The sequence below is a fragment of the Pseudomonas pharyngis genome (assembly GCF_021602345.1).
Taxonomy (GTDB): Bacteria; Pseudomonadota; Gammaproteobacteria; order Pseudomonadales; family Pseudomonadaceae; genus Aquipseudomonas; species Aquipseudomonas pharyngis.
Window position 1 is genome coordinate 31,003 of sequence record NZ_BQID01000003.1, and the last position, 24,207, is coordinate 55,209.

Here is a 24,207-nt window from a genome sequence, read left to right on the forward strand (position 1 = left end):
CCTATAAAGAAGTCATAGTGCGTCGCCTGATCGCAGGCCGGCGCAGTCTAAAGAATGAAAATGACGGTTCGTCAGCGGGGCGGTAGACCGCGCTGACAGCGTTGAGTTTAGAAACCGGTCATGAACAGGCTCTGTGAAAACCATGGAAACGACGTCAGGCCCAGGGACTCTGGAGCTGAATCAAGCCGCCGGTGGGTTTCACAGAGGCTGCTAGCCGCCGGACTTCTTCGCTTTGAAGCCGTGCTTGACCAACTCGGCCAGGAGCAGCTCGACATGGTCGCCCTGGATCTCGATGATCCCGTCTTTCAACGCACCGCCGGTGCCGCAACGTTTCTTCAACGTTGTCGCCAGCTCCTTGAGTGCGTCTTCGGCCAGAGGCACGCCGGTGATGGTGGTCACCGTCTTGCCGCCACGCCCCTTGCTCTCGCGGCGCACACGGGCAATGCCGTCGCCGGCCGGGATCACGGTTTGCTTGCAGATACAGGCGTCCACCGGCTTGCTGCATTCCGGGCAATGACGACCTGCGTCGGTGGAAAATACCAGGCCGCCCAGGGCGGCGAAGGATGCGGCTTTTTTGGCCACCGGCAATCCTCTCGGGAGGACAAAGACTGATCGCAGCCTTGGGCAAGGCTATCGACCGCGAAGCCCCACTCAGGCAGGGGCAGCGCTACTGCACCGGTTCTTCAATAAAAGCAGGCCGGTGCAGCTTGAAAAGGTCGCGCAGTGTAACGGCAAAAACGCCGATTGCTAAGTGCCAATCGGCGCCAATTTATGTGTTCTTTGCGACGTTGCTTTGCTGAGCCTTCAGATAACGTTTCAAGGCTGCCAGAGAGTCCGGGCAATAAGGCTTTTGCTCGATTTCCCGCATGACCTGTTCGACCGGAATGAAGCGCGCTTCGAGCACCTCTTCCGGCTGCAGGATCAACGGCCCGTCCCACACTGCCGAAAACGCCGAACACCACAGGCGATTGCCGGTGTCTTCGAAGTAGAAATGGTCGTGGGCCGTCAGTTCGACACCACTCACCCCCAGCTCTTCCTCCAGCTCACGGGCCGCCGACTCGGCGTAGGTCTCGTTCGCCTGCACCATGCCGCCGGCCGCCACGTCCCAGTAACCGGGATAGATGGCTTTGCTCAACGTGCGCCGATGCACGCAGAGTTCACCGGCGGAGTTGAACAGCATGATGTAGGTGCCACGGCCGATCAGTCCGCGTTCTCGCAGGTCCGAACGCACCAGGGCGCCGAGCAGGTTGTCCTGCTCGTCCACCCAGGCGATCTGTTCGGCATCCGAGGCGGCGCGGTGGGCCGCCTCTTTGGCGCTCTCGTCCATGACTCAGCCCTGATTGAGCAGTTGACGCAAATCGATCACGGCCGCGTTGGCCCGGGAAATGTAGTTGGCCATGACCAGCGAGTGGTTGGCCAGCACACCGAAGCCGCTGCCATTGAGGATCATCGGGCTCCAGATCGGTTCCTGGGAGGCTTCCAGTTCGCGGATGATCTGACGCACGCTGACGGTCGCGTTCTTCTTCGCCAGCACGTCGGCGAAATCGACTTCGATCGCGCGCAGCAGGTGCGACAGCGCCCAGGCCTGGCCGCGGGCTTCGTAGAACACGTTGTCGATCTGCATCCACGGAGTCTCGACGACTTCCTCGTCGACCTGAGGCACTTCACCCACCGCCGGCACTTCGGTTTTCAGCGCGGTGTTGAGTTTGACCCGGCCAACACTGGCTGACAGGCGTTGCGACAGCGACCCGAGACGAGTGCCGACATCACCCAGCCAGTTGTTCAGGTTATCGGCACGGGCGTAGAACAGCGCGTTTTTCTGGGTCGGGTCGGACAGGCGCGCCTGATAACGGCTCAGGGAATTGATGCCTTCCTGATATTCCGACTCGCTGGATGGCAGGACCCAGCTCTTGTTGTCGAAGTTGAAGCGCGGTTCGGCCTTGGCCAGGTCGGCGTCTTCAGCCGATTGCGACTGCGAACGGGCGAAATCCTTGCGCAGGGCGCGGGTCAGGTCGCGGACCTGCACCAGTACGCCGTATTCCCAGCTCGGCATGTTGTCCATCCACAGGCCAGGCGGGAAACGGTCGTTGGAAATGTAGCCACCTGGCTTGTCGAGCAAAGTGCCGGCAACGGTTTTCAGGGTTTCGACGGTGGTGTAGCCGACCACCATCTGCTTGCCCTCTTTCTCGGCGGCAACCTGAGCGTTCTGCGCCACGGGAAACAGCGCCGGCTCCTGGCTCCAGTACCAGCCAAGGGCAATAGTCACCAACAGGTAAATGGCGACCAGCGTGGCCAGCACCCGGCTGAACAACAGCCCGCCGACATAGCTGCGGGCGGCCGACTTGGGCTCGGCGGCACGTTCAGGCGCGCTGCCCGCGCGGTTCTTCCAGTCCAGCATGGCGATATCCTTTCAATCTTGGGTTCAACGGTTCGACCACAACCATACAACAACGTGCCTCGACCGGGCACCCGCGATCAGGGTAACGGAGAAAAACAAGTGAAGGTCGGCAGTGAACGAAAGGGTAGACGCAGCCTTCAGACGTTGAAAATTCGCATTGAAATCTGCCGGACATCATCTGGCATGAACAGATGCGCGATGCCCTGCGCGTCGGTTCGGCGCTGGGAGGGAACACCATCGACCGTTGCAATGTAGGCCTGCTGCGGCAATGGCTCGCCGGTCATGCTGTCGACCAGACGATAGATTCGCGGTGTTCGGGTGGGTTGGGGCGGGGGATTGTTCATCAGGTCGAGTACCGCTTGATCGAACGCTGACTGGGCAGTGGGCCATTCGCCGTAATCGGCGTCAGCCCTGAGCAGCAGCCAGTCGCCGTGTTCAATCTGCTCCAGCACTTCACTGTCCAGATCGAGCATCAGGCCTGCCCGCAACTGATCGAGACCTTCGAGGGGTTGCCGCTCCAGCAACACCTTGCAAACCAGCTCCAGCGCCTGGTCCACGGGGTAGACATGCTGGCGTTCGTTTTCGGTCAGGTGCGAATGGTGAACCATCCTCATCCCTGGCCCTCGCTCTGCCACTCATCCGAACCCATCGTCCGGCTGATCTCATGCCGCCAGTAGATGCGACGGTAACTGAAGTGGACTTTTTCCCGTTGTGTCAGGTGTGACGTGGCGGGATCCTGACAGTCGGGCATAAAGACCTCGGCGCTGACGATCTGCGCGTCCTCCAGTTCAATCGTATAGAAGTGCTCCTGAGTACCGTGGGCCGATGTTCGATAGAACTCCAGACAACACTTGCTCAGCCGTTCACCGGAACACAGGGCGACCTGGATCAGCGGCGACGCTTTGTCGATGGTTTTGGTGATGACCAGCGGTTTGTGCATTCGCCGCCCGGCACCCGCGCCGTTGGGCAGGAGAATGCCGTGGCTGAAGGCCTGAACCATGATCTTGTCCTCACGCCCGTTCTGGTAGCTGTTGCCCACCGACGCCTCGGTGAAGGCACCGGCGCTGATCAGGCCCTGGCGGCTGCCATGAAGGGTCATAAAGGCAGGGGTTGGCATGGTATTGCTCCTTTTTTGGGTTGCGGCGGGGGAAAGGGGTGGGGTTCTTCGTAGAGGGTTTCCGTTTCGTCGAAAGGTATCCAGGGCTTGGTGAGCTCGAGAGTAATGAGATATCGCTCCTGGTCGGGATGTCTTGAGTCGCGAAACCGTGCAAGAACCAGCATCGCCTGGTATTTATCGCTGGCCTGCCAATAAGAAATTCCGGGAATCACGCTGTTCCTGAGATAGATCCGCCACTCGGGCGTATCCGCCATCGTGGGATCACTTCGCGTCCCCATTGGCCTCCAGCCTTTCGCGCACCATTGAGCTTGCAGATCGAGAACGACCTTCATGACATCGTCAATCAGCAGAGGCTCGATTTGAGGAGACATGCGGATATCACCGACCACGTCACCCTCGAAGGTCACCGTAAAAAAACGCGCCATCGGCGTTTCGAACCCATACTGCGAATCGACAAATCGCAGGCGCGCATCCGTCTTCGGAATGCCACCCCAGACACGACTGCCGACGCGCCCCCACGAAAGGAATGGGGCGGTCGAGTGCTCTTGCATGTATTCATATGTGCCCCCTATCGCCAGCGCCATCACGGGCTCGTCCCACAATGGCTGCATCAACTGACGTGCGGCGGTCCACATCAAAACAACACTAAGCGCCAGCCACGCCCAAAAGCGCCATTTGGATAGACAGTTTCGCCAGGACATCAAGTCTCCCCCATGGCGGCAATCTCGCCGATGGATTGCGCCAACGCGTTTCGGTTGCTGTCGTTGAGCATCTGGTCAAAACGCGATGCTGCCCGTAGCACGAACTCCATTCGCTGATCGATATCCGACAGATCCGCCATCGGATTGCTGCCGAACCCGATGGTGCGGCCATCTTCGACACGCTGACATTGACTGGTGAGGGTCAACTCGATGGCCTGCGCCACACCGGAAGGAAAGCCGGTCGCGTAGGAAAAATGATTCCCACGCAACAACGTCACCAAATGACGATTTTCGTAGATGCTCGGTTGGAGAATGTTTCGCTGCTCGTGCCAGGCCAGATGCTTCACACTTTCGGCAATATTCCCCGTTTCTATCGCTTCAAATCCCCTCAAGATTTCTTGAAACGCCCAACCGAAAGGAATGGTTTTCTCCCCTATAGGCCAAAGCACCGGAAACTTTGCGTGTCCATGAATCGTTTTCCGGGTCTTCAGACACTTCTTCAACTCCGCCAACCCTCGCACCGCATAAAACTGATGCAGCGGATAAACATCCAGAAACAGCGTGGTATTGCCCATCGCCATCATGTCGTACACATGCCGGAACTGTTGCTGCACCAATGACAGCTCTTCACCCGAAGTACGCAAATCCAGCGAAGGCACAGGGTTGCGCGCCCTCGCCTCTTGGTAATCCCCCCAGTCCTCGGCCTGTCGGGGCATTTTGTCCGGAGTGAGCAGCCCGGACTCACGGCGTCCGTCCCGCACCCGCTGCCGCGCCTCATGCTCCTGGTGGATCAGCTCGATACTGTCCGCCGCATGCAGCAATCCACAACCGACCTGCTTGGACGCGAACGCCGCCAGCCCGGCCCACTGGAACCGCGAGTCATGCAGCCACAGTCGGGCATACGCGGCGTTGATCGCCCGGTTGCGCTGCACCGGATCGGCGATCAGCACGCCGTCAGGGGCGACGATGTTCTCCGCCTCCCGCTGATAGGCACGCCAAAGGCACTGGCACGTCAAAACCGGCACCTCGGTCACCCTCACCCGTTCGCCATACAACATCTCTTCATTGCACTCACAGTCGGCAACGGGCGTGATGTTGTGATTCAGGCGCAGGGCATCGCTGGGGTATTTGTTGAAACACTGGGTCATGTCCGGGCAAACATCCGGTAGGGGTTTCCCTGACCCTACCAGCGCAAAACACTTGCGAAACCGACCTTGGGAAAAATCAGAAAGCCCTGACAGACGATGACTATCCAGTGCGGGAGAAGCGTCCTCAAAAGCCCTGGGAAACATCCTTCAACGCCCGGTTCACGGGCACTTGATCGACGAGCAAGCCCCGGATAAAACCGACCAGTCAGAAACTGAATGGTGACGCACAGCAGATTATTGACGTACGACACTCATGTAAGGGAAAAGAGGTGCTAGCATAGAGCCACCAGTCGATCTCAGCATGCAGCCTAACTAGTAGTCAGGATATGACCGAGCCAGAAGACCCCAGCCGTGAGCGCCTCAAGCACCACTTTGCCCAGCGGGTAATTCATCAGGCACGTCAGATTCTTGAGATATGGCAGCGCCTGCAACGCAGTGAGTGGTCCACTGCCGACCTCGCCGAACTGAGCGAGGCCAATCTGCGCCTGCTGCGTTTTGCCGAGCGCTTCGAACAGCCCGAGCACACGCAGCTGGCCCGTCACATCAGCCAGTCGCTGGAAGCGGTGGACGCCAATCGCGGACGCCTGAGCAGCGGCCTGATCACCGATCTCAACCGTTTGATGCAGCGTCTGTCGCGCACCGGGCTGCGCCATGGCGATCAGCTTGATCAGACCTTCCTGCCACCCCTGCGCAAACCGATCTACGTGATGCTGCAGGATCACGACCGCGCCGAGCGGCTGGCCAAGCAGCTGGAGTTTTTCGGTCTGAGCGCTCAGGCGCTGGACAGCGTGTCGGCGTTTCGCTCCTCGATGGTCGAGCGCCTGCCGGCCGCGATCGTCATGGACGTGGATTTCAGCGGTGCCGGCGTCGGTCTGAAGCTCGCCGCAGAAGCCCAGCAAGGTCTGGAAGAACCGCTGCCGCTGCTGTTCTTCAGCCTGCACGAAACCGACACCCCGACCCGCCTCGCGGCGGTGCGCGCCGGTGGCCAGGAATTTCTCACCGGTACCCTCGAAGCCTCGAGCCTGCTGGAGAAGATCGAAGTCCTGACCTGCGTCGCCCAGTACGAACCCTATAAAGTGCTGATCATCGACGACTCCCGCGCCCAGGCCCTGCACACCGAACGCCTGCTCAACAGCGCCGGGATCGTCACCCGCACCCTGATCGAACCGATCCAGGCCATGGCCGAGCTGGCGGACTTCCAGCCGGACTTGATCATTCTCGACATGTACATGCCAGCCTGCACCGGCACCGAGCTGGCCAAGGTCATCCGCCACAACGACCGTTATGTGAGCGTGCCGATCATTTACCTGTCGGCCGAAGACGATCTGGACAAGCAGCTCGACGCCATGAGCGAAGGCGGCGACGACTTCCTGACCAAGCCGATCAAGCCGCGCCACCTGATCACCACCGTACGCAACCGCGCCGCCCGCGCGCGCAACCTGAAAGCACGGATGGTTCGCGACAGCCTCACCGGCCTGTACAACCACACGCACATTCTGCAATTGCTCGAAGACTGTTCGTTCCGCGCCCGCCGCGAGAACAAGCCGTTGAGCTTTGCCATGCTCGACATCGACCACTTCAAACGGGTCAACGACAGCCACGGCCACCCCATGGGCGACCGGGTGATCAAGAGCCTGGCGCTGTTCCTTAAGCAGCGTCTGCGCAAGACCGACTTCATCGGCCGTTACGGCGGCGAAGAGTTCGCCATCGTCATGCCCGACACCGATATAGAAGCCGCGCACAAAGTGCTCGACGAAATCCGCCAGCGCTTTGCCGAGATTCACTATCCGGCCCAGCCGCAGGATCTGTGGTGCACCTTCAGCGCCGGCGTGGTGGAGATGCGCGACGACTCCGACAGCCTGATGATGGCCAGCCAGGCCGACGAGGCGCTGTATCGCGCCAAGGGCGAAGGGCGCAATCGGGTGCAGACCGCCCGCGACTCAAAGCAAAGTGCCACTTTTTCATCGGAATCGCCCCAATCGGTCATAACCCTGTAACAGAACCGCAATAAATTCAGGCACTTACCATTCTGCCGTTGGTAGCCGTCATGCGCCTGAAGTTGCTCACCAATCTCAACACTCTGTTGCTGGTCGCCGTCTGCGTGGCCCTCGGCGCCACCCTGTGGTGGTCGCAGAAAGCCCTGGAACGCCCGTATCTGTTGATGGAGCGTTACCTGGGGCTGTCGCAGCAATTTCAGAATGAAGTCGCACGCAACGTCGAGGATTACCTCGCCAGCGGTGACGCTCTGCGCCTGAGCAGCGCCAGCCAGGCCATCGATCAGTTGCACAAAGAACTCGGTGAGCTGCCACCCGCGCTGGCCGACACCTTGCGCCCGAGCCTCAGCGGCCTCGATGAATTCAGCAAGACCGACCTGCTGGCTGCCGGCAAACTCGCCGGTGATCCGCAGGCGTTGCTATTGCAGGCCGAGCGCGAATTGAGCGCCAGTCTCGACCAACTCAGCACCTACGCCGGCGGTAACGCGACCTACCTGACACCCCTGCTGATTGCCTCTCAACATTTGGGCAAACTGTCGCTGGCCCGGGACAAACTGGTCAGCAGCGGACGCAGTGAACTGGCCGCCGATGTCGAGCGCGAAGTCAGCAACATCCGCGCCCAGGCCCAAACGATCGATGCCCTGCCCTTGCTCGGTGTGGTCGCCAGCAGTGAGTCCGGCAGCGACGACTTCGCCGCGTTGATGGGCATCGAAAGCACCGAAAAAGCCGCCGCCGAAGATGCCGGCGTCGGCCTCAAACGCGAACTCAACAGTTTGCTCGGCCGTTACCCGGCAGAGCTGGCGCGCACCCGCGAGCAGATCCAGAAACGCACCGACCTCAGCACCGCGACCCACCAGAAAATCGCCGCCGTGCAGCAAGCCATCGCCGGCCTCGAACCGGTGGTACGCGCCCAGCACGGGCAGATCCAGGGCGAAGTACGGCTGATGCAAGGCGTGATGATCGGTCTGATTCTGCTGATCGCGCTGCTGATCGACACCCTGCAGCGGCGCCTGGCCCGCACCCTGACCAACCTCGCGCCGGCGCTGTCAACCTGGGCCGAAGGCGACTTCAGCCGCGACATTCATCTGGGCAAGACCAACCGCGAACTGCACGACATCGAAGCCTCGCTCAATCGATTGCGCGCCTACCTGGTGGATCTGGTCGGGACCATTCGCGGCAATGCCGAACAGGTGGCGGGCAGCAGCCGCACCCTCGCCGAGCTGAGCAATGACTTGCACAGCGGCGCCGAACATCAGGCCGGCGATACAGCGCTGATCCGTGATTCTCTCGGCGAACTGGAAGCGACCATTCAGCAAGTGGCCGGCGATGCGCGCCAGGCCGCCGACGCCAGTCGCCATGCCGGGCTGGCGGTCGAACACGGGCAACAGGTGATCGGCCAGAGCCTCACCGGCCTGCACGCGCTGGTCGGTGAAGTGCAAGGCAACGCGCAGATGATCGAACACCTGGCCGAAGAGTCGGCGACCATCGGCGGCGTACTGACGGTGATCCGCTCGATTGCCGACCAGACCAACCTGCTGGCGCTCAACGCGGCGATCGAAGCCGCCCGCGCCGGGGAAATGGGCCGTGGATTTGCCGTGGTGGCCGAAGAAGTCCGCTCACTGGCACAACGCACCGCCGGCGCCACCGCCGAGATTCAGACCCTGATCGCCGGCCTGCAAACCGCCGCCCGGCAATCGGTCGAGGGCATGCGCGCCCAGGTCGAACACGCCGAGGCCACCGCCAATCAGGCGCAATCGGCGGACGGGGCGCTGGACAGGATTGTCGGTGCGATCCAGACCATCTCCGACACCGCGATCCGCATCGCCGACATCACCGCGCAACAGAGCGGTGCGGTCAGCGAGATCCGCGATCACAGCGAACGGATTCACCAGTTGGGCGGGGACAATCTGCTGCGCATCGGTCAGGGCCGCGAACAAGGCGAGAACCTGCTGTTGCTGGGCGGTCAGCTGCACACCGCCGTGCAAGCGTTTCGCGTGTGACACACAGCTCAGGGCCAAGTCCGCTATCATTCCCGCACCTTTGATTCGCGAGATTGTCATGCGCCGTCTGCTCTGCCTGCTGTTTTTCGTCTTCGCCCTGCCGGCCGGCGCCGCCGGTCTGTTCGACAGCAAACCCAGCGCCACGCTGGGCTCGGTCAACAACAGCGCCGACTTCCTGCCGGTGCGCGAAGCCTTTCAACTGAGCCTGGTTGAGAGCACGCCGCAATCGGTCAAACTGCGCTTCGTCGCCACCGAAGGCTATTACCTCTACCGCCACCGTTTCCAATTTCGCGCCGAGCCGGCGGAGGTAAAACTTGGCGCCGCACAACTGCCGCAAGGCGAACAGAAACACGACGAGTATTTCGGTGACGTCGAGGTCTACCACGGCATTCTCGATGTGGAGCTGCCACGCAATGATGCCCGAGCGTTCACGCTGGCCGTCACCTATCAGGGCTGTGCCGACAAAGGCTTGTGCTATCCACCGGAAACCGAGCGCCTGAGCATCGCGGGCAACGCAGCGCCAAGTGACGCGTCCACTCCGGTGACCGGTTGGGACTGGCGAGATCTGGCGCTGTTTTTCCTGGCGGGCCTGGGCCTGACCTTCACGCCGTGTGTATTGCCGATGCTGCCGATCCTGTCCGGTGTGGTGTTGCGCGGGCAGGTCGGCGGTTGGCGCGGCTTCAATCTGTCCCTGGCTTATGTGCTGCCGATGGCTGCGTGCTTCGCCCTGCTCGGAGCCTTGATGGGGCTCTTCGGCGCGCAACTGAATTTGCAGGCACGGCTACAATCGGCGTGGGTGCTGGTGCCGTTCGCGATGTTCTTTGCGGTGTTCGCGCTGGCGATGTTCGGCGTATTCGAGCTGAAACTGCCGCACTTCATCAGCAGCCGTCTCGACCGGATCGCCGGGCGCACCGAAGGCGGCTCGCTGTGGGGCGCGGCGGTGTTGGGCGTGGTGTCGAGTTTGCTGGTATCGCCATGCGTTTCCGCCCCGCTGGCCGGCGCGCTGCTTTATATAAGCGCCAGTGGCGACGCGCTGGGTGGCGGCCTGAAGCTGTTCATGCTCGGCCTGGGCATGGGCGCGCCGCTGTTGCTGGTGGCCACCGGCGGCGCGGCGTGGCTGCCGAAAAGCGGGCCGTGGATGATGTACGTGAAGAACGGCATCGGCGTGTTGCTGCTCGGGCTGGCCATCGGTTTGCTCAGCCGGGTATTGCCGGGACAGATCACCTTGCTGCTGATCGGCCTGCTGGCCGGCGGCGTCGGCCTGTTCCTCGGCGCTCTGGAATTCGTCTACAAACCGCCGCGCAAACGCCTCGGCCAATTGCTGGGCCTGTTCCTGCTGTTTTATGCGCTGGCCTGCTGGTACGGCGCGTTCAGCGGGCAGACCGACCCGCTGAATCCAATAGCCCCGGCACGACTTGCCGACAGCGGCTCGACCGCGCAAAACAGCGGCTCGTGGCAGACCGTCAGCACCCCGGCGGAACTGGATCGGGCACTGCTCGAAGCGAAAACCGCCGGCACCCCGTTGCTGCTTGACTGGTACGCCGACTGGTGCATCAGCTGCAAAGTCATCGAACACGAAGTACTCAATGACGCCACAGTCGTGGATCGGCTCAAGGGCTTTCGGCTGATCCGCTTCGACATCACCGCCAGCAACGCCGAACAGCGCACCCTGCTCGACCGCTACAGCCTGTTCGGCCCACCGGCGCTGATGTTCTTCGGCAAGGACGGGGTGGAACGTCGCGATGTGCGGGTGATCGGCGAGATCAACGCCAGCGACTTCGCCGAACGTGTCGCCAAAGCGAATGACCGGATTTAATCAGTCAGTCACATATTTTGCGCAAACATCGGTCATCGTGCTGGCTATTGCAGAGAACTGGACAGTCACAAAGTCTTTGCGGCATAGTCGCCGGGTTCTGACGAAGGCTCACCCATAACAAGGAACACGCAGATGGCAACGCTACTGGTGCTGCACGGCCCCAACCTGAACCTGCTCGGCACCCGGGAACCCGGGACCTACGGGTCGACCACCCTGACGCAGATCAATCAGGATCTGGAACGCCGCGCCCGTGAAGCCGGCCATCATCTGCTGTATCTGCAAAGCAACGCCGAGTACGAATTGATCGATCGCATCCACGCCGCACGCGGCGAGGGCGTGGACTTCATTCTGATCAACCCGGCAGCATTTACACACACAAGTGTCGCATTACGTGACGCGCTGCTGGGAGTGAGCATCCCATTCATCGAAGTGCATTTGTCCAACGTGCACAAACGCGAACCTTTCCGCCATCACTCCTACTTCTCCGACGTAGCGGTAGGAGTGATCTGCGGCCTTGGCGCCAGCGGTTATCGACTGGCCCTGGAGGCTGCACTAGAGCAGCTTGAACAACAAGCTATACGCCCCTGACCGACCCTTGGGAGTTGATGATTCATGGATATCCGTAAAGTTAAGAAACTGATCGAATTGCTGGAAGAGTCCGGCATCGACGAGCTCGAGATCAAGGAAGGCGAAGAGTCCGTACGCATCAGCCGTCACAGCAAGACCCCGGCGCAGCAGTACTACGCACCGGCTCCGATGCAGGCTCCGGCCGCTGCACCTGCCGCCGCTGCCGCTCCGGTTGCTGCTGCCGCAGCTCCAGCTGCCGCTGCTGCTCCAGCGCTGAACGGCACTGTTGCCCGTTCGCCGATGGTCGGCACCTTCTATCGCAAATCTTCGCCAACCTCGCCGTCCTTCGTTGAAGTCGGCCAGACCGTGAAGAAAGGCGACACCCTGTGCATCGTCGAAGCCATGAAGATGATGAACCACATCGAAGCTGAAACCAGCGGTGTGATCGAGTCCATCCTCGTCGAAGACGGCCAGCCGGTTGAGTACGACCAACCGCTGTTCACCATCGTTTGAACTGCGGAGAGCCTTTGATGACTGCGAAGTTGGAAAAAGTTCTGATCGCTAACCGCGGTGAGATCGCCCTGCGGATTCTGCGTGCCTGCAAAGAGATGGGCATCAAGACCGTCGCCGTTTACTCCAAGGCCGACAAAGAGCTGATGCACCTGGGTCTGGCAGACGAATCCGTCTGCATCGGCCCGGCTTCTGCCGCTCAGTCCTACCTGCACATCCCGGCCATCATCGCTGCCGCTGAAGTGACTGGCGCTACCGCCATTCACCCAGGCTACGGTTTCCTCGCGGAAAACGCCGACTTCGCCGAGCAGGTCGAGAACTCCGGCTTCGCCTTCATCGGTCCGAAAGCCGAAACCATTCGCCTGATGGGCGACAAGGTATCGGCCAAGCACGCGATGATCGAAGCGGGCGTGCCAACCGTTCCAGGTTCCGACGGCCCGCTGCCGGAAGACGAGGAAACGGCGCTGCGCATCGGTCGTGAAGTCGGCTATCCGGTGATCATCAAGGCCGCCGGCGGCGGTGGTGGTCGCGGCATGCGCGTGGTGCACAAGGAAGAAGACCTGATCGCCTCGGCGAAACTGACCCGCTCCGAAGCTGGCGCGGCGTTCGGCAACCCGATGGTCTATCTGGAAAAATTCCTGACCAACCCGCGTCACGTCGAAGTGCAGGTTCTGTCCGACGGCCAGGGCAATGCCATCCATCTGGGCGACCGCGATTGCTCGCTGCAACGCCGTCACCAGAAGGTTCTCGAGGAAGCGCCGGCACCGGGCATCGACGAGAACGCGCGCAAGGAAGTCCTGGCTCGCTGCGTCAAGGCGTGCATCGACATCGGCTACCGTGGCGCCGGCACCTTCGAGTTCCTGTACGAGAACGGTCGTTTCTACTTCATCGAAATGAACACCCGTGTTCAGGTGGAACACCCGGTTTCGGAAATGGTCACCGGTATCGACATCGTCAAGGAGATGCTCAGCATCGCCGCTGGCAACAAGCTGTCGTATACCCAGGATGATGTGGTGATCCGCGGTCATTCGCTGGAATGCCGGATCAACGCCGAAGACCCGAAAACCTTCATGCCGAGCCCGGGTACGGTCAAGCATTTCCACGCACCAGGCGGCAACGGCGTTCGCGTCGATTCGCACCTGTACAGCGGTTATGCCGTTCCGCCGAACTACGACTCGCTGATCGGCAAGCTGATCACTTACGGCGCGACCCGCGACGAAGCCATGGCCCGCATGCGCAATGCCCTGGACGAAATCGTGGTTGACGGGATCAAGACCAACATCCCGCTGCACCGTGATCTGACCCGTGACGAAGGCTTCTGCAAAGGGGGCGTGAACATTCACTACCTCGAGCACAAGCTGGCTGGCGAGAAGCACTAAGCTTCAGCCCGCACCTGACAAAGCCGCCTTCGGGCGGCTTTGTTGTTTCCGAAGGTTTCATCTGCTCACACATTCCCCGCTCCCACAAAACCGTCGCGCTCGCGTAAACTTGCGCGCTTCTCGCAGGCCGCTAGGCTGCAATCAATCTTTTTCACAGGTGCCCGCCATGCCTTGGCTGCAAGTAAGACTCGCCATCAGCCCGGAACAAGCCGAAACCTACGAAGACGCTTTCCTTGAAGTGGGCGCCGTTTCGGTGACCTTCATGGACGCCGAAGACCAGCCGATCTTCGAACCGGAACTCAATACCACCCCGCTGTGGGCGCACACCCACCTGCTGGCCCTGTTCGAGGGCGGCACCGAAGCCGCCCCGGTACTGGCCCATCTGGAACTGCTGACCGGCAGCCCGCTGCCCGAGCACCACAGCGAAGTGATCGAAGACCAGGACTGGGAACGCAGCTGGATGGATGGTTTCCAGCCGATGCGTTTCGGCCAGCGTCTGTGGATCGTGCCGAGCTGGCACGCCGCACCGGAGCCGGACGCGGTCAACCTGCTGCTGGACCCGGGCCTGGCGTTCGGTACCGGCACCCACCCGACCACCGCCCTGTGCCTGGAATGGTTGGACGGCCAGGACCTGAAAGACTGCAACGTGCTGGACTTCGGCTGCGGCTCGGGGATTCTGGCGATTGCCGCCCTGCTGCTGGGCGCGAAAGAAGCCGTGGGCACCGACATCGACGTGCAGGCACTCGAAGCCTCCCGCGACAACGCCGGGCGCAACAACATCGCGGACGAACTGTTCCCGCTGTACCTTCCGGAAGACCTGCCGCAGGTCAAAGCCGACGTACTGGTGGCCAACATTCTGGCCGGTCCGCTGGTTTCCCTGGCGCCGCAACTGTCCGGCCTGGTCAAGTCCGGCGGGCGTCTGGCGCTGTCCGGGATCCTCGCCGAACAAGGTGACGAAGTCGCTGCCGCCTACGCGCAGGACTTCGATCTCGACCCGATCGCCAATCGCGATGGCTGGGTGCGCATCACCGGCCGTCGGCGCTAGAATGACCGCCTGCTCAATCCGGATCGCCGCATGACTGACAGCTTCGTCACCCAGTGCCCGCATTGCCAAACCAGTTTCCGTGTCAGCCACGCTCAGTTGAGCGTGGCCCGCGGGGTGGTTCGTTGCGGCTCCTGCCTGCAAGTGTTCAATGCCGCCAAGCAATTGCTGGAGCAGCACGCAAGCAAGGAAGCGGTCACACCGGTGGCGCCGCTAATCAGCGAGCCGCCGATCAGCGAGCCTGCGCCTGTCGAACCACCAGCCATCGTCGAAACGCCCGAGCCACGCGCCATCAGCCAAAAGCAATGGAGCGCCGCCGAGCTGGATCTGGACAGCCTGGATCTGGACGAAGAGCTGGCCCGCCTCGAGCAACGGGAAATCCAGCCGACCACCGAATTCGGCCGCCCACGCGAAGACGCCCTGAGCGCTCGTCGCGACAGCCATGAACCGGAAGATACGGCTTGGCCGGACAGCCTGTTCAGCGAACCGGCAGATGAGCGCGCTCCCGAAGTCGAAGATGAACCCGACGTCGTCGAGCCTGAACCCGTCCGATCGGAGCGCACCGAACCTTCGCTGTCGCTGGAGCCGGTGGATCTCGACGACGAACCGCCGATCCCGCAACTGCGCCTGCACGATCCGATCGACCCGAATGCCCGCCGCGAACGTCTGTCGGCCAGCGATGACGTCGACGACGAACTGCCACTGATCGAACCTGCGCGCAAAAAACGCGAACGTGTCGAATCCAGTGCTCGCGCCGAAGCCTTGCAGGATCTGACCGATGATCCGCTGCAACTGGACTGGCAGAAACGCCGCTCGCCCTGGGGCCGTCGCCTGCTCTGGCTGTTGCTGATCGTGCTGGCCGCCGCCGGTCTGGGCGGCCAGTACATCGCCTATCACTTCGATGAACTGGCGCGCCAGGATCAATACCGGCCGTGGTTCCAGCAACTGTGCCCGCAAGTCGGCTGCACGGTGCCGTCCAAAGTGGATATCGCCAAGATCAAGAGCAGCAACCTGGTGGTGCGCAGCCACCCGGAATTCAGCGGTGCGCTGGTGGTGGACGCGATCATTTATAACCGCGCGCCGTTCTCGCAGCCGTTTCCGCTGCTGGAGCTGCGCTTCGCCGACCTCAACGGCCACCTGATCGCCAGTCGTCGCTTCAAACCCGGCGAATACCTCAACGGCGACCTCGAAGGCATGGCGGAAATGCCGCCGCAGACGCCGATCCACATCGCTCTGGACATCCTCGATCCAGGCCCGAAAGCGGTGAACTACAGCCTGAGTTTCCACTCACCCGAGTGAAGCGCTTCACCGCTCCCGGATTGACGGCAATTTTCTGACTGCACACCGCGCGACCAAACCGGCGGTAATAACAGAATAACTGTTCAGATTTTGTTCAATTCAGCCTTTATCCAGTCATCGAGAGCGGGTATCATGCCAACCCTTTTTCGAACTCTCATGATCCGGCCCCACTTCAGGGAAGTCCTATGTCGGCGGTACGCATCGGCCCATATACATTGCAGAACGGTTTGATCCTCGCCCCGATGGCGGGTGTCACCGACCAGCCCTTTCGTCAGCTGTGCAAGCGTCTGGGCGCAGGGCTTGTAGTCTCGGAAATGGTCACCAGTGACATGAGCCTGTGGAACACCCGCAAGTCGCGCATGCGCATGATCCACGAAGGCGATCCCGAGCCACGCTCGGTGCAGATCGCCGGTGGCGATGCGCAGATGCTGGCAGATGCGGCCCGGGCCAACGTCGAGCTGGGCGCACAGATTATTGATATCAACATGGGTTGCCCGGCGAAGAAGGTCTGCAACAAGGCCGCCGGCTCCGCGTTGTTGAAGGATGAAGCACTGGTTACCGAGATCCTGCATGCCGTCGTGGCGGCGGTTGATGTGCCGGTGACCCTGAAGATCCGCACCGGATGGGATCGCGACAACAAGAACGGCCTGACCGTGGCGAAGATCGCCGAACAGGCCGGGATCACGGCGCTGGCGGTGCATGGCCGCACCCGCGCCGACCTGTACACCGGCGAAGCCGAGTACGACACCATTGCCGCGATCAAGCAGGCGGTGTCGATTCCGGTCTTTGCCAACGGCGACATCGTATCGCCGGAAAAGGCCCGCTACGTGCTCGACGCGACCGGTGCCGATGGCCTGTTGATCGGCCGGGCCGCCCAGGGGCGGCCATGGATTTTTCGCGAGATCGAACACTTTCTGCGTACCGGCGAAAAACTGCCGGCGCCGGAGCTGATCGAGGTGGAACGCATTCTGCTTGAGCATCTGGCCGCCCTCCACGCCTTCTATGGGGACGTGATGGGTGTGCGAATTGCCCGCAAACATGTGGGCTGGTATCTCGCAACCTTGCCGGGCGCCAGGGAGTTTCGCGCCCACTTCAATCGTTTGGATGGTACGGAAACACAATGCGCCAACGTTCGGGAGTTCTTCGCCGAACGTTACAAGAGCCTGACAGGGGACGGAGAAGGGGTGGCCGCATGACGATGATGACCGAGACTTTAGTGAGTGGAACAACACCCGTGAGCGACAACGTGAATTTGAAACAGCACCTCAATACCCCGAGCGAAGAAGGCCAGACCCTTCGCGGGAGTGTCGAGAAGGCGCTGCACAATTATTTCGCCCACCTTGAGGGCGCGTCCGTCACGGATGTGTACAACCTGGTGCTCTCCGAAGTCGAGGCTCCCCTGCTCGAAAGCGTGATGAACTACGTCAAGGGCAACCAGACCAAGGCCAGCGAGCTGCTCGGACTGAACCGCGGCACGCTGCGCAAGAAACTCAAGCAGTACGATCTGCTGTAAGCATTCAATCAAACCAGAAAGGCGCCCGCGTAAAACCGGTCGCCTTTTTTGCTGACTTCCCTTGCTTTTGATGGAAATTGAGATGACCGACCAGACTACCCGCCTGCCGATCCGCCGCGCCTTGATCAGTGTTTCCGACAAGACCGGGATCCTCGAATTCGCCAGGGAGCTGGAAGCCCTGGGCGTGGAAATCCTTTCCACCGGCGGGACCTTCAAACTGCTGCAGGACAACGGCGTGGCCGCAGTGGAAGTCGCGGATTACACCGGTTTCGCAGAGATGATGGACGGTCGGGTGAAAACCCTGCACCCGAAAATCCACGGCGGGATCCTCGGTCGTCGTGGTATCGACGACGCCATCATGAACGAGCACGGCATCAAGCCGATCGATCTGGTAGCCGTGAACCTGTACCCGTTCGAAGCCACCATCAGCAAGCCAGGCTGCGACCTGCCGACCGCCATCGAAAACATCGACATCGGCGGCCCGACCATGGTCCGTTCGGCGGCGAAAAACCACAAAGACGTGGCCATCGTGGTGAATGCCAGCGATTACGCCAACGTCCTGGAAAACCTCAAGGCCGGTGGCCTGACCTACGCTCAGCGTTTCGACCTGATGCTCAAGGCGTTCGAACACACCGCCGCCTACGACGGCATGATCGCCAACTACATGGGCACCGTGAACCAGGCTGCTGACACCCTCAGCACTGAAGACCGCAGCGAATTCCCGCGCACCTTCAACAGCCAGTTCATCAAGGCCCAGGAAATGCGCTACGGCGAGAACCCGCACCAGAGCGCGGCGTTCTACGTTGAAGCCAAGCCTGCCGAAGTCGGCATCGCCACCGCGACCCAGCTGCAAGGCAAGGAACTGTCGTACAACAACGTGGCCGACACCGACGCTGCGCTGGAATGCGTGAAGAGCTTCGTCAAACCGGCCTGCGTGATCGTCAAGCACGCCAACCCGTGCGGCGTGGCCGTGAGCCCGGACGCCGAAGGCGGCATCCGTCAGGCTTACGAACTGGCCTACGCCACTGACACCGAATCCGCGTTCGGCGGCATCATCGCCCTCAACCGTGAACTGGATGCCGAGACCGCCAAGGCGATCGTCGAGCGTCAGTTCGTTGAAGTGATCATCGCCCCAAGCGTCAGCGAAGAAGCCCGCGCCATCGTCGCTGCCAAGGCTAACGTTCGCCTGCTGGCCTGCGGCGAGTGGTCGGCCGATCGCGTTCCGGCCTGGGACTACAAGCGCGTCAACGGCGGGCTGCTGGTACAGAGCCGCGACATCGGCATGATCGGCGCCGACGACCTGAAAGTGGTGACCAAGCGCGCCCCGACCGAGCAGGAAGTCCACGACCTGATCTTCGCCTGGAAAGTGGCCAAGTTCGTCAAATCCAACGCCATCGTCTACGCCAAGAACCGCCAGACCATCGGTGTCGGCGCCGGCCAGATGAGCCGCGTGAACTCGGCGCGTATCGCCGCGATCAAGGCTGAGCACGCCGGTCTGCAAGTGGCTGGTTCGGTAATGGCGTCGGACGCGTTCTTCCCGTTCCGCGACGGTCTGGACAACGCGGCCAAGGTTGGTATCACGGCAGTGATCCAGCCGGGTGGCTCGATGCGTGATGCTGAAGTGATTGCTGCTGCTGATGAGGCCGGCATCGCGATGGTGTTCACCGGCATGCGTCATTTCCGTCACTGATACACAGATTCAAATGTGGGAGCGAGCCTGCTCGCGAATGCAATCTGCCAGCGACGTTGACGTTGACTGACACACCGCTTTCGCGAGCAGGCTCGCTCCCACATAAAGCGCTCCAGCAGCGCCTGACAGAATTTTGAGGTTTTTGAAATGAATGTTTTGATCATTGGCAGCGGTGGCCGCGAACACGCACTGGCCTGGAAAGTGGCTCAGGATCCGCGTGTGCAGAAGGTTTTCGTCGCACCAGGCAACGCCGGCACCGCGATTGAGGCCAAGTGCGAAAACGTCGCCATCGACGTGCTGGCCCTCGAGCAGCTCGCTGACTTCGCCGAGAAAAACGTTTCCCTGACCATCGTCGGCCCGGAAGTACCGCTGGTGGCTGGCGTCGTCGACCTGTTCCGCTCCCGTGGCCTGGACTGCTTCGGTCCGACCGCCGGCGCCGCGCAGCTGGAAGGCTCGAAAGCCTTCACCAAGGATTTCCTGGCACGCCACAAGATCCCGACCGCCGACTACCAGAACTTCACCGAGATCGAGCCGGCCCTGGCTTATCTGCGTGAAAAAGGCGCACCGATCGTGATCAAGGCTGACGGTCTGGCCGCCGGTAAAGGCGTGATCGTCGCCATGACCCTGGCCGAAGCCGAAGACGCCGTGCGCGACATGCTCGCCGGCAATTCCTTTGGCGACGCCGGTTCGCGCGTTGTCATCGAAGAATTCCTCGACGGCGAAGAAGCCAGCTTCATCGTCATGGTCGACGGCAAGAACGTTCTGCCGATGGCCACCAGCCAGGACCACAAACGCGTCGGCGACGGCGACAGCGGCCCGAACACCGGCGGCATGGGTGCTTACTCCCCTGCACCGGTGGTCACCGCCGACGTGCACCAGCGCGTGATGGACCAAGTGATCTGGCCGACCGTGCGCGGCATGGCCGACGAAGGCAACGTCTACACCGGTTTCCTGTACGCCGGTCTGATGATCGACAAGGCCGGCAATCCGAAGGTCATCGAGTTCAACTGCCGCTTCGGCGACCCGGAAACCCAACCGGTGATGCTGCGTCTGCAGTCGAGCCTGGTGCTGCTGGTCGAAGCGGCACTGGCCCAGGCGCTGGACAAGGTTGAAGCGCAGTGGGATCCACGTCCGAGCGTCGGCATCGTGCTGGCCGCCGGCGGTTACCCGGGCGACTACGCCAAGGGCGCGCCGATCAACGGTCTGGACGCAGCCGCCGCACTGGAAGGCAAGGTCTTCCACGCCGGTACTGCGCTCAAGGACGGCAACGTCGTGACGGCCGGCGGTCGGGTGCTGTGCGCCACCGCCATGGGCGCCAGCGTCGGCGCCGCCCAGGAGCAGGCCTACAAACTGGCCAAGGCCATCGACTGGGAAGGCTGCTTCTACCGCACCGACATTGGCTACCGCGCCATTGCCCGTGAACGCGGTGAGTCTCAGTAATAAGCTACGCTGTGTTTCCGGCAGGGGCTCATCGCCCTTGCCGGACTGTTCCGACGCTGCGCATCGTTATATTCTGGCATCAACCTACGAAGGGATTTCGCCGTGCGCTGGCTCAGGATTGCCATAGGCTTCACCGTCACGCTGTTGACCTTGCTCTGCATGCTCCCGGCCCAGGCCGCGCAAGGCAGTGGCTGGTCGGTATTGCTTGACGATCAGGGCAACCTGCAGCTGAGCGACATCCGCTCCGCCCGCTACACCAATCAATTCAGCCCTATCGAGCTTGACCGCCTCACCGCGGCCGAACCCGATGGCGCCCTGTGGCTGCGCTTCAGGCTGGCGCCCGGCACGCACGAACAAGTGCTGCGGATCTTCGCCCCCGACCTGTCGCACCTCAATCTGTATGTCCTCGACGGCGATCGCCTGATCGAACAACGCGACACCGGTACCGCTCAGCCCCAGGTTGAGCGACCGCTGCCGAGCAGCGACTTCATGCTGCCGCTGCCGCAAAGCGACAAACCCCTCGACGTCTACCTGCGACTGGTCTCCGATCACCAGTTGCGCCCGTATATCACCCTGCAATCGGCAGTGATGGCCGCGGCCAATCACAACCAGACGCTGATCTACGGCCTGCTGTTCGGCTGTCTGGCGATGCTGATCCTGCACAACCTGATCCGCTACGCCTACACCCGCTCACGCAGCAGTCTGTGGCTCGCGGTGTGTGAAGGCCTGTTGAGCCTGAGCCTGTTGCTGCTGCTCAACCTCGCCGGTCCGTGGCTGCCGAACTGGCATGCGATCCAGACTCCCGGCGCCTATCTGGCCCTGCTGCTGACCGCACCGGCGGGCCTGATGTTCGCCTACCGTTTCTTCGCGCCGCTCGGCCCGCATCCGCTGAACAAGCTGCTGATCGGCGACATCCTGTTCATCGTGATCTGCAGCCTGCTGCTGTTGTTCGTCAACACCCTGCCGCTGAACATCATCACCTATGCGCTCGTAGCCCTGGCTGGGCTGAGCATGCTGCTGGTGGGTTTCTATCACTGGCAGAAAGGCTACCGCCCTGCCCGCTTGTTCGTTGCCGCGATGGTGGTGTTCAACATCGGCACACTGATCATTCTCCCGGCCTTGCTGGGGCTGACCCTGGTGGCGCCGCAAGGCCTGATCATGACCCTGATGGGTTTCATCTGCATCAGTGGCCTGCTGATGAGCATCGCCCTCGGCGAACGTCAGCGCAGCATTACCGAAAGCCGTTTCAGCATCAGCCGCGACCTCGCCGCGAGCAACGCCGAGATCAACGCCAAGGCCGAGTTCCTGGCCAAGATCAGCCACGAAATCCGCACGCCGATGAACGGCGTACTGGGCATGACCGAACTGCTGCTCGGCACGCCGCTGTCGGTCAAGCAACGCGACTACGTGCAAACCATCCACAGCGCCGGCAACGAATTGCTGACCCTGATCAACGAGATCCTCGACATCTCGCGGCTCGAGTCCGGGCAGATCGAACTCGACGACGTGCAGTTCGACCTCAACGCGCTGATCGACGATTGCCTGAGCATCTACCGCGCCAAGGCCGAACAGCAGAACGTCGAGCTGATCAGTTTCATCCAGCCGCAAGTGCCACGGGTCATCAGTGGTGATCCGACGCGCCTGCGCCAGACACTGCTGAGCCTGCTGGAAAACGCCCTGAAGAAAACCGAGGAAGGCGAAGTGCTGGTGGTGGTCGCCCTCGACGAACGCAGCGCCGGGCCACGCCTGCGCATTGCCGTGCAGGACAGCGGCCAGCCGATGGACCAGGAGGAGCGCGATGCGCTGATGCACGCCGAGTTGCACAGCAAGCACTTCCTGTCGGCCAACCGTCTGGGTGGCAACCTCGGGCTGGTGATCGCCCGCCAATTGATCCGTTTGATGCAGGGCGAGTTCGGTATCAAGAGCGGCGCCAGCCAGGGCAGTACGCTGTGGCTGACCCTGCCGTTGGATCCCGATCGCCTGGAGCACCCGACCTCGGACCTCGACAGCCCGCTGCAAGGCGCACGCGTATTGGTGGTCGACGACAACGACACCTGCCGCAAGGTGCTGGTGCAGCAATGCAGCGCCTGGGGCCTGAACGTCAGCGCCGTGCCGTCGGGCAAGGAAGCGCTGGCCCTGCTGCGTACCAAGGCGCACCTGCGCGACTATTTCGACGTGGTTCTGCTGGACCAGAACATGCCCGGCATGACCGGCATGCAACTGGCGGCCAAGATCAAGGAAGACCCGAGCCTGAACCACGACATCCTGCTGATCATGCTCACCGGCATCAGCAATGCGCCGAGCAAGATCATCGCGCGCAATTCGGGGATCAAGCGCATCCTGGCCAAACCGGTGGCCGGCTACACCCTCAAGACCACGCTTGCCGACGAACTGAACCAGCGCAACCGTGGCCAGGTGGTGTTCCAGCCGCAGCCGGCCAGCCCCGCTGCGCCGGTCAAGGTGCCGAGCGACTTCCGCATTCTGGTGGCCGAAGACAACACGATTTCCACCAAGGTCATCCGCGGCATGCTCGGCAAACTCAATCTGCAACCGGACACCGCCAGCAATGGCGAAGAAGCCTTGCAGGCAATGAAAGCCCAGCGTTACGACCTGGTGTTGATGGATTGCGAAATGCCGATCCTCGACGGGTTCTCGGCGACTCAGCAATTGCGCGCATGGGAAGTCAGCAACCAGCGCATTCGCACGCCGATCGTTGCGCTGACAGCGCACATCCTCGCTGAACACAAGGAGCGCGCGCGGCAGGCCGGGATGGACGGGCACATGGCCAAACCGGTGGAACTGTCGCAACTGCGTGAGCTGATCGAGCACTGGGTGGCACAGCGTGACCAACAGAATCGCACCGCCTCAACCTTCTGAGCGGCGTTGCCGATCAAGCGTCTCGCCGCTATTCAACAGCCATCGCCAAAACGTGAGCCGCTTGCCTGTCCCTGACTTTCAAGGCGATGGCATCACGTACAGGCCCGTAGAGTGTTTCCGACAAACTGGCTTTGGCGTAGCGCAAGCAGACCGCTCCCTGTATGTCCCGTGCTTCGAAACGCTGGGCCAGCGGGTTGAGTTCGATAGACCCATGAGCCTGGAACTCAACATAGACGCTCGAAATGCGCATTGGCGTCGAGGCGATGATTGCTAGCAATCGAACGGGTCCGGCAGGGGCATGAGCCTCATCGGGTGGGGACATGGTCCTTTGCACATGAGCTCGCAGCAGCGCCATGACGGGTTCGGCTCCCGATAACTGAGCCAAACGCTGCAAGGTCGCCACCGCCACACTGGCGTTTTGCGAACCACCTTTGGCAATAGCGCCACTGATCCATTCACTGACGGATTCGACATCCCCCTCATTGACGGACCAGTCTTGTCGGGCGCGCGCGTAGCGCAGCCAGTAGTCATCCATCAATTGGATGTAGGCGTCATACCAGTCAGTACCTTGCGACTTTTCGACTTTCTTGCTCGCGGCCAACTGCGCCAACAACACTGAGTTGACCAGATCGCTGTAACTATCCGCATCGTCCGCTGCCGGTAGCAACATCACGCAAGCGCCAACGATCAAAACCGAATAATCAAGTTTCATATCG

General features: G+C 61.6%; 21 protein-coding genes. 13 read left to right on the forward strand and 8 right to left on the reverse strand.

Annotated elements, in window-relative coordinates; translation table 11 throughout:
• Positions 1–210: 210 nt before the first annotated feature.
• The 7 genes from L6D74_RS07080 to L6D74_RS07110 all read right to left on the reverse strand — a co-directional run bounded on the left by L6D74_RS07080 (position 211) and on the right by L6D74_RS07110 (position 5,364).
• Positions 211–582, reverse strand: coding sequence for a translation initiation factor Sui1 (locus tag L6D74_RS07080; protein WP_007951016.1), 372 nt, complete (start codon positions 580–582; stop codon positions 211–213).
• A gap of 187 nt (positions 583–769) precedes the next feature.
• A complete protein-coding gene (locus L6D74_RS07085; RefSeq protein ID WP_064593245.1) occupies positions 770–1,327 on the reverse strand; it encodes an NUDIX hydrolase in 558 nt (185 codons plus the stop codon).
• A gap of 3 nt (positions 1,328–1,330) precedes the next feature.
• Positions 1,331–2,398 (reverse strand): DUF2333 family protein, encoded by a 1,068-nt coding sequence (locus L6D74_RS07090; RefSeq protein ID WP_236188474.1) that lies wholly within the window; start codon positions 2,396–2,398, stop codon positions 1,331–1,333.
• 137 nt (positions 2,399–2,535) lie between these two features.
• On the reverse strand, positions 2,536–3,012 hold the full coding sequence (locus tag L6D74_RS07095; RefSeq protein WP_236188475.1) for a hypothetical protein: 477 nt from the start codon (positions 3,010–3,012) through the stop codon (positions 2,536–2,538).
• A complete protein-coding gene (locus L6D74_RS07100) occupies positions 3,009–3,515 on the reverse strand; it encodes an Hcp family type VI secretion system effector (RefSeq protein ID WP_236188476.1) in 507 nt (168 codons plus the stop codon). Before L6D74_RS07100 ends, L6D74_RS07095 begins: the two co-directional genes overlap by 4 nt.
• On the reverse strand, positions 3,494–4,216 hold the full coding sequence (locus L6D74_RS07105; RefSeq protein WP_236188477.1) for a hypothetical protein: 723 nt from the start codon (positions 4,214–4,216) through the stop codon (positions 3,494–3,496). The genes L6D74_RS07100 and L6D74_RS07105 overlap by 22 nt, the downstream gene beginning before the upstream one ends.
• Complete coding sequence (locus L6D74_RS07110) at positions 4,216–5,364, reverse strand: DUF2515 family protein (RefSeq protein ID WP_236188478.1); 1,149 nt, start codon at positions 5,362–5,364, stop codon at positions 4,216–4,218. Before L6D74_RS07110 ends, L6D74_RS07105 begins: the two co-directional genes overlap by 1 nt.
• A 326-nt stretch (positions 5,365–5,690) precedes the next feature.
• On the opposite strand from L6D74_RS07110, the gene gcbA reads away from it, so the two are divergent.
• From gcbA to L6D74_RS07175, 13 genes are all read left to right on the forward strand, one after another.
• Positions 5,691–7,361 carry a diguanylate cyclase GcbA gene (gcbA, locus tag L6D74_RS07115; RefSeq protein ID WP_039772046.1) on the forward strand — a complete coding sequence of 557 codons (1,671 nt, stop codon included), beginning with the start codon at positions 5,691–5,693 and terminating at the stop codon, positions 7,359–7,361.
• Between the two features lie 953 nt (positions 7,362–8,314).
• A complete protein-coding gene (locus L6D74_RS30085; protein ID WP_373874465.1) occupies positions 8,315–9,358 on the forward strand; it encodes a methyl-accepting chemotaxis protein in 1,044 nt (347 codons plus the stop codon).
• Between the two features lie 58 nt (positions 9,359–9,416).
• On the forward strand, positions 9,417–11,174 hold the full coding sequence (locus L6D74_RS07125) for a protein-disulfide reductase DsbD (protein WP_236188480.1): 1,758 nt from the start codon (positions 9,417–9,419) through the stop codon (positions 11,172–11,174).
• A 132-nt stretch (positions 11,175–11,306) separates the two neighbouring features.
• On the forward strand, positions 11,307–11,762 hold the full coding sequence (gene aroQ, locus L6D74_RS07130) for a type II 3-dehydroquinate dehydratase (protein ID WP_236188481.1): 456 nt from the start codon (positions 11,307–11,309) through the stop codon (positions 11,760–11,762).
• A gap of 24 nt (positions 11,763–11,786) precedes the next feature.
• Complete coding sequence (accB, locus tag L6D74_RS07135; protein ID WP_007951023.1) at positions 11,787–12,254, forward strand: acetyl-CoA carboxylase biotin carboxyl carrier protein; 468 nt, start codon at positions 11,787–11,789, stop codon at positions 12,252–12,254.
• 17 nt (positions 12,255–12,271) lie between these two features.
• Positions 12,272–13,630, forward strand: coding sequence for an acetyl-CoA carboxylase biotin carboxylase subunit (accC, locus tag L6D74_RS07140; protein WP_064593229.1), 1,359 nt, complete (start codon positions 12,272–12,274; stop codon positions 13,628–13,630).
• A 166-nt stretch (positions 13,631–13,796) separates the two neighbouring features.
• Positions 13,797–14,675, forward strand: coding sequence for a 50S ribosomal protein L11 methyltransferase (gene prmA / locus L6D74_RS07145; protein WP_007951025.1), 879 nt, complete (start codon positions 13,797–13,799; stop codon positions 14,673–14,675).
• 30 nt (positions 14,676–14,705) lie between these two features.
• A complete protein-coding gene (locus L6D74_RS07150; RefSeq protein WP_236188483.1) occupies positions 14,706–15,971 on the forward strand; it encodes a DUF3426 domain-containing protein in 1,266 nt (421 codons plus the stop codon).
• A 185-nt stretch (positions 15,972–16,156) separates the two neighbouring features.
• Entirely contained in the window at positions 16,157–17,167 is a 1,011-nt protein-coding gene (dusB, locus tag L6D74_RS07155) for a tRNA dihydrouridine synthase DusB (RefSeq protein ID WP_007951027.1), read from the forward strand.
• Positions 17,164–17,484, forward strand: coding sequence for a DNA-binding transcriptional regulator Fis (gene fis / locus L6D74_RS07160; RefSeq protein ID WP_002555375.1), 321 nt, complete (start codon positions 17,164–17,166; stop codon positions 17,482–17,484). The genes dusB and fis overlap by 4 nt, the downstream gene beginning before the upstream one ends.
• A gap of 82 nt (positions 17,485–17,566) precedes the next feature.
• Entirely contained in the window at positions 17,567–19,174 is a 1,608-nt protein-coding gene (purH, locus tag L6D74_RS07165; protein WP_236188487.1) for a bifunctional phosphoribosylaminoimidazolecarboxamide formyltransferase/IMP cyclohydrolase, read from the forward strand.
• 147 nt (positions 19,175–19,321) lie between these two features.
• Positions 19,322–20,614 carry a phosphoribosylamine--glycine ligase gene (gene purD / locus L6D74_RS07170; RefSeq protein ID WP_007951030.1) on the forward strand — a complete coding sequence of 431 codons (1,293 nt, stop codon included), beginning with the start codon at positions 19,322–19,324 and terminating at the stop codon, positions 20,612–20,614.
• Positions 20,615–20,716: 102 nt separating this feature from the next.
• Positions 20,717–23,491 (forward strand): hybrid sensor histidine kinase/response regulator, encoded by a 2,775-nt coding sequence (locus L6D74_RS07175; protein WP_064593225.1) that lies wholly within the window; start codon positions 20,717–20,719, stop codon positions 23,489–23,491.
• 28 nt (positions 23,492–23,519) lie between these two features.
• Here L6D74_RS07175 and L6D74_RS07180 read toward each other — a convergent pair whose 3' ends face one another.
• Positions 23,520–24,203 (reverse strand): hypothetical protein, encoded by a 684-nt coding sequence (locus L6D74_RS07180; RefSeq protein WP_236188490.1) that lies wholly within the window; start codon positions 24,201–24,203, stop codon positions 23,520–23,522.
• Positions 24,204–24,207: the final 4 nt, after the last annotated feature.

What these genes read in the sequence shown, in the direction of transcription:
- L6D74_RS07100 (WP_236188476.1), bottom strand. Translation starts at nt 3,515, where the DNA reads ATGCCAACCCCTGCCTTTATGACCCTTCATGGCAGCCGCCAGGGCCTG.
- L6D74_RS07150 (WP_236188483.1), top strand. Translation starts at nt 14,706, where the DNA reads ATGACTGACAGCTTCGTCACCCAGTGCCCGCATTGCCAAACCAGTTTC.
- fis (WP_002555375.1), top strand. Translation starts at nt 17,164, where the DNA reads ATGACGATGATGACCGAGACTTTAGTGAGTGGAACAACACCCGTGAGC.
- accB (WP_007951023.1), top strand. Translation starts at nt 11,787, where the DNA reads ATGGATATCCGTAAAGTTAAGAAACTGATCGAATTGCTGGAAGAGTCC.
- L6D74_RS07090 (WP_236188474.1), bottom strand. Translation starts at nt 2,398, where the DNA reads ATGCTGGACTGGAAGAACCGCGCGGGCAGCGCGCCTGAACGTGCCGCC.
- L6D74_RS07125 (WP_236188480.1), top strand. Translation starts at nt 9,417, where the DNA reads ATGCGCCGTCTGCTCTGCCTGCTGTTTTTCGTCTTCGCCCTGCCGGCC.
- L6D74_RS07105 (WP_236188477.1), bottom strand. Translation starts at nt 4,216, where the DNA reads ATGTCCTGGCGAAACTGTCTATCCAAATGGCGCTTTTGGGCGTGGCTG.
- purD (WP_007951030.1), top strand. Translation starts at nt 19,322, where the DNA reads ATGAATGTTTTGATCATTGGCAGCGGTGGCCGCGAACACGCACTGGCC.
- prmA (WP_007951025.1), top strand. Translation starts at nt 13,797, where the DNA reads ATGCCTTGGCTGCAAGTAAGACTCGCCATCAGCCCGGAACAAGCCGAA.
- accC (WP_064593229.1), top strand. Translation starts at nt 12,272, where the DNA reads ATGACTGCGAAGTTGGAAAAAGTTCTGATCGCTAACCGCGGTGAGATC.
- L6D74_RS07085 (WP_064593245.1), bottom strand. Translation starts at nt 1,327, where the DNA reads ATGGACGAGAGCGCCAAAGAGGCGGCCCACCGCGCCGCCTCGGATGCC.
- purH (WP_236188487.1), top strand. Translation starts at nt 17,567, where the DNA reads ATGACCGACCAGACTACCCGCCTGCCGATCCGCCGCGCCTTGATCAGT.
- aroQ (WP_236188481.1), top strand. Translation starts at nt 11,307, where the DNA reads ATGGCAACGCTACTGGTGCTGCACGGCCCCAACCTGAACCTGCTCGGC.
- L6D74_RS07095 (WP_236188475.1), bottom strand. Translation starts at nt 3,012, where the DNA reads ATGAGGATGGTTCACCATTCGCACCTGACCGAAAACGAACGCCAGCAT.
- dusB (WP_007951027.1), top strand. Translation starts at nt 16,157, where the DNA reads ATGTCGGCGGTACGCATCGGCCCATATACATTGCAGAACGGTTTGATC.
- gcbA (WP_039772046.1), top strand. Translation starts at nt 5,691, where the DNA reads ATGACCGAGCCAGAAGACCCCAGCCGTGAGCGCCTCAAGCACCACTTT.
- L6D74_RS07110 (WP_236188478.1), bottom strand. Translation starts at nt 5,364, where the DNA reads ATGACCCAGTGTTTCAACAAATACCCCAGCGATGCCCTGCGCCTGAAT.
- L6D74_RS07180 (WP_236188490.1), bottom strand. Translation starts at nt 24,203, where the DNA reads ATGAAACTTGATTATTCGGTTTTGATCGTTGGCGCTTGCGTGATGTTG.
- L6D74_RS30085 (WP_373874465.1), top strand. Translation starts at nt 8,315, where the DNA reads ATGATCGGTCTGATTCTGCTGATCGCGCTGCTGATCGACACCCTGCAG.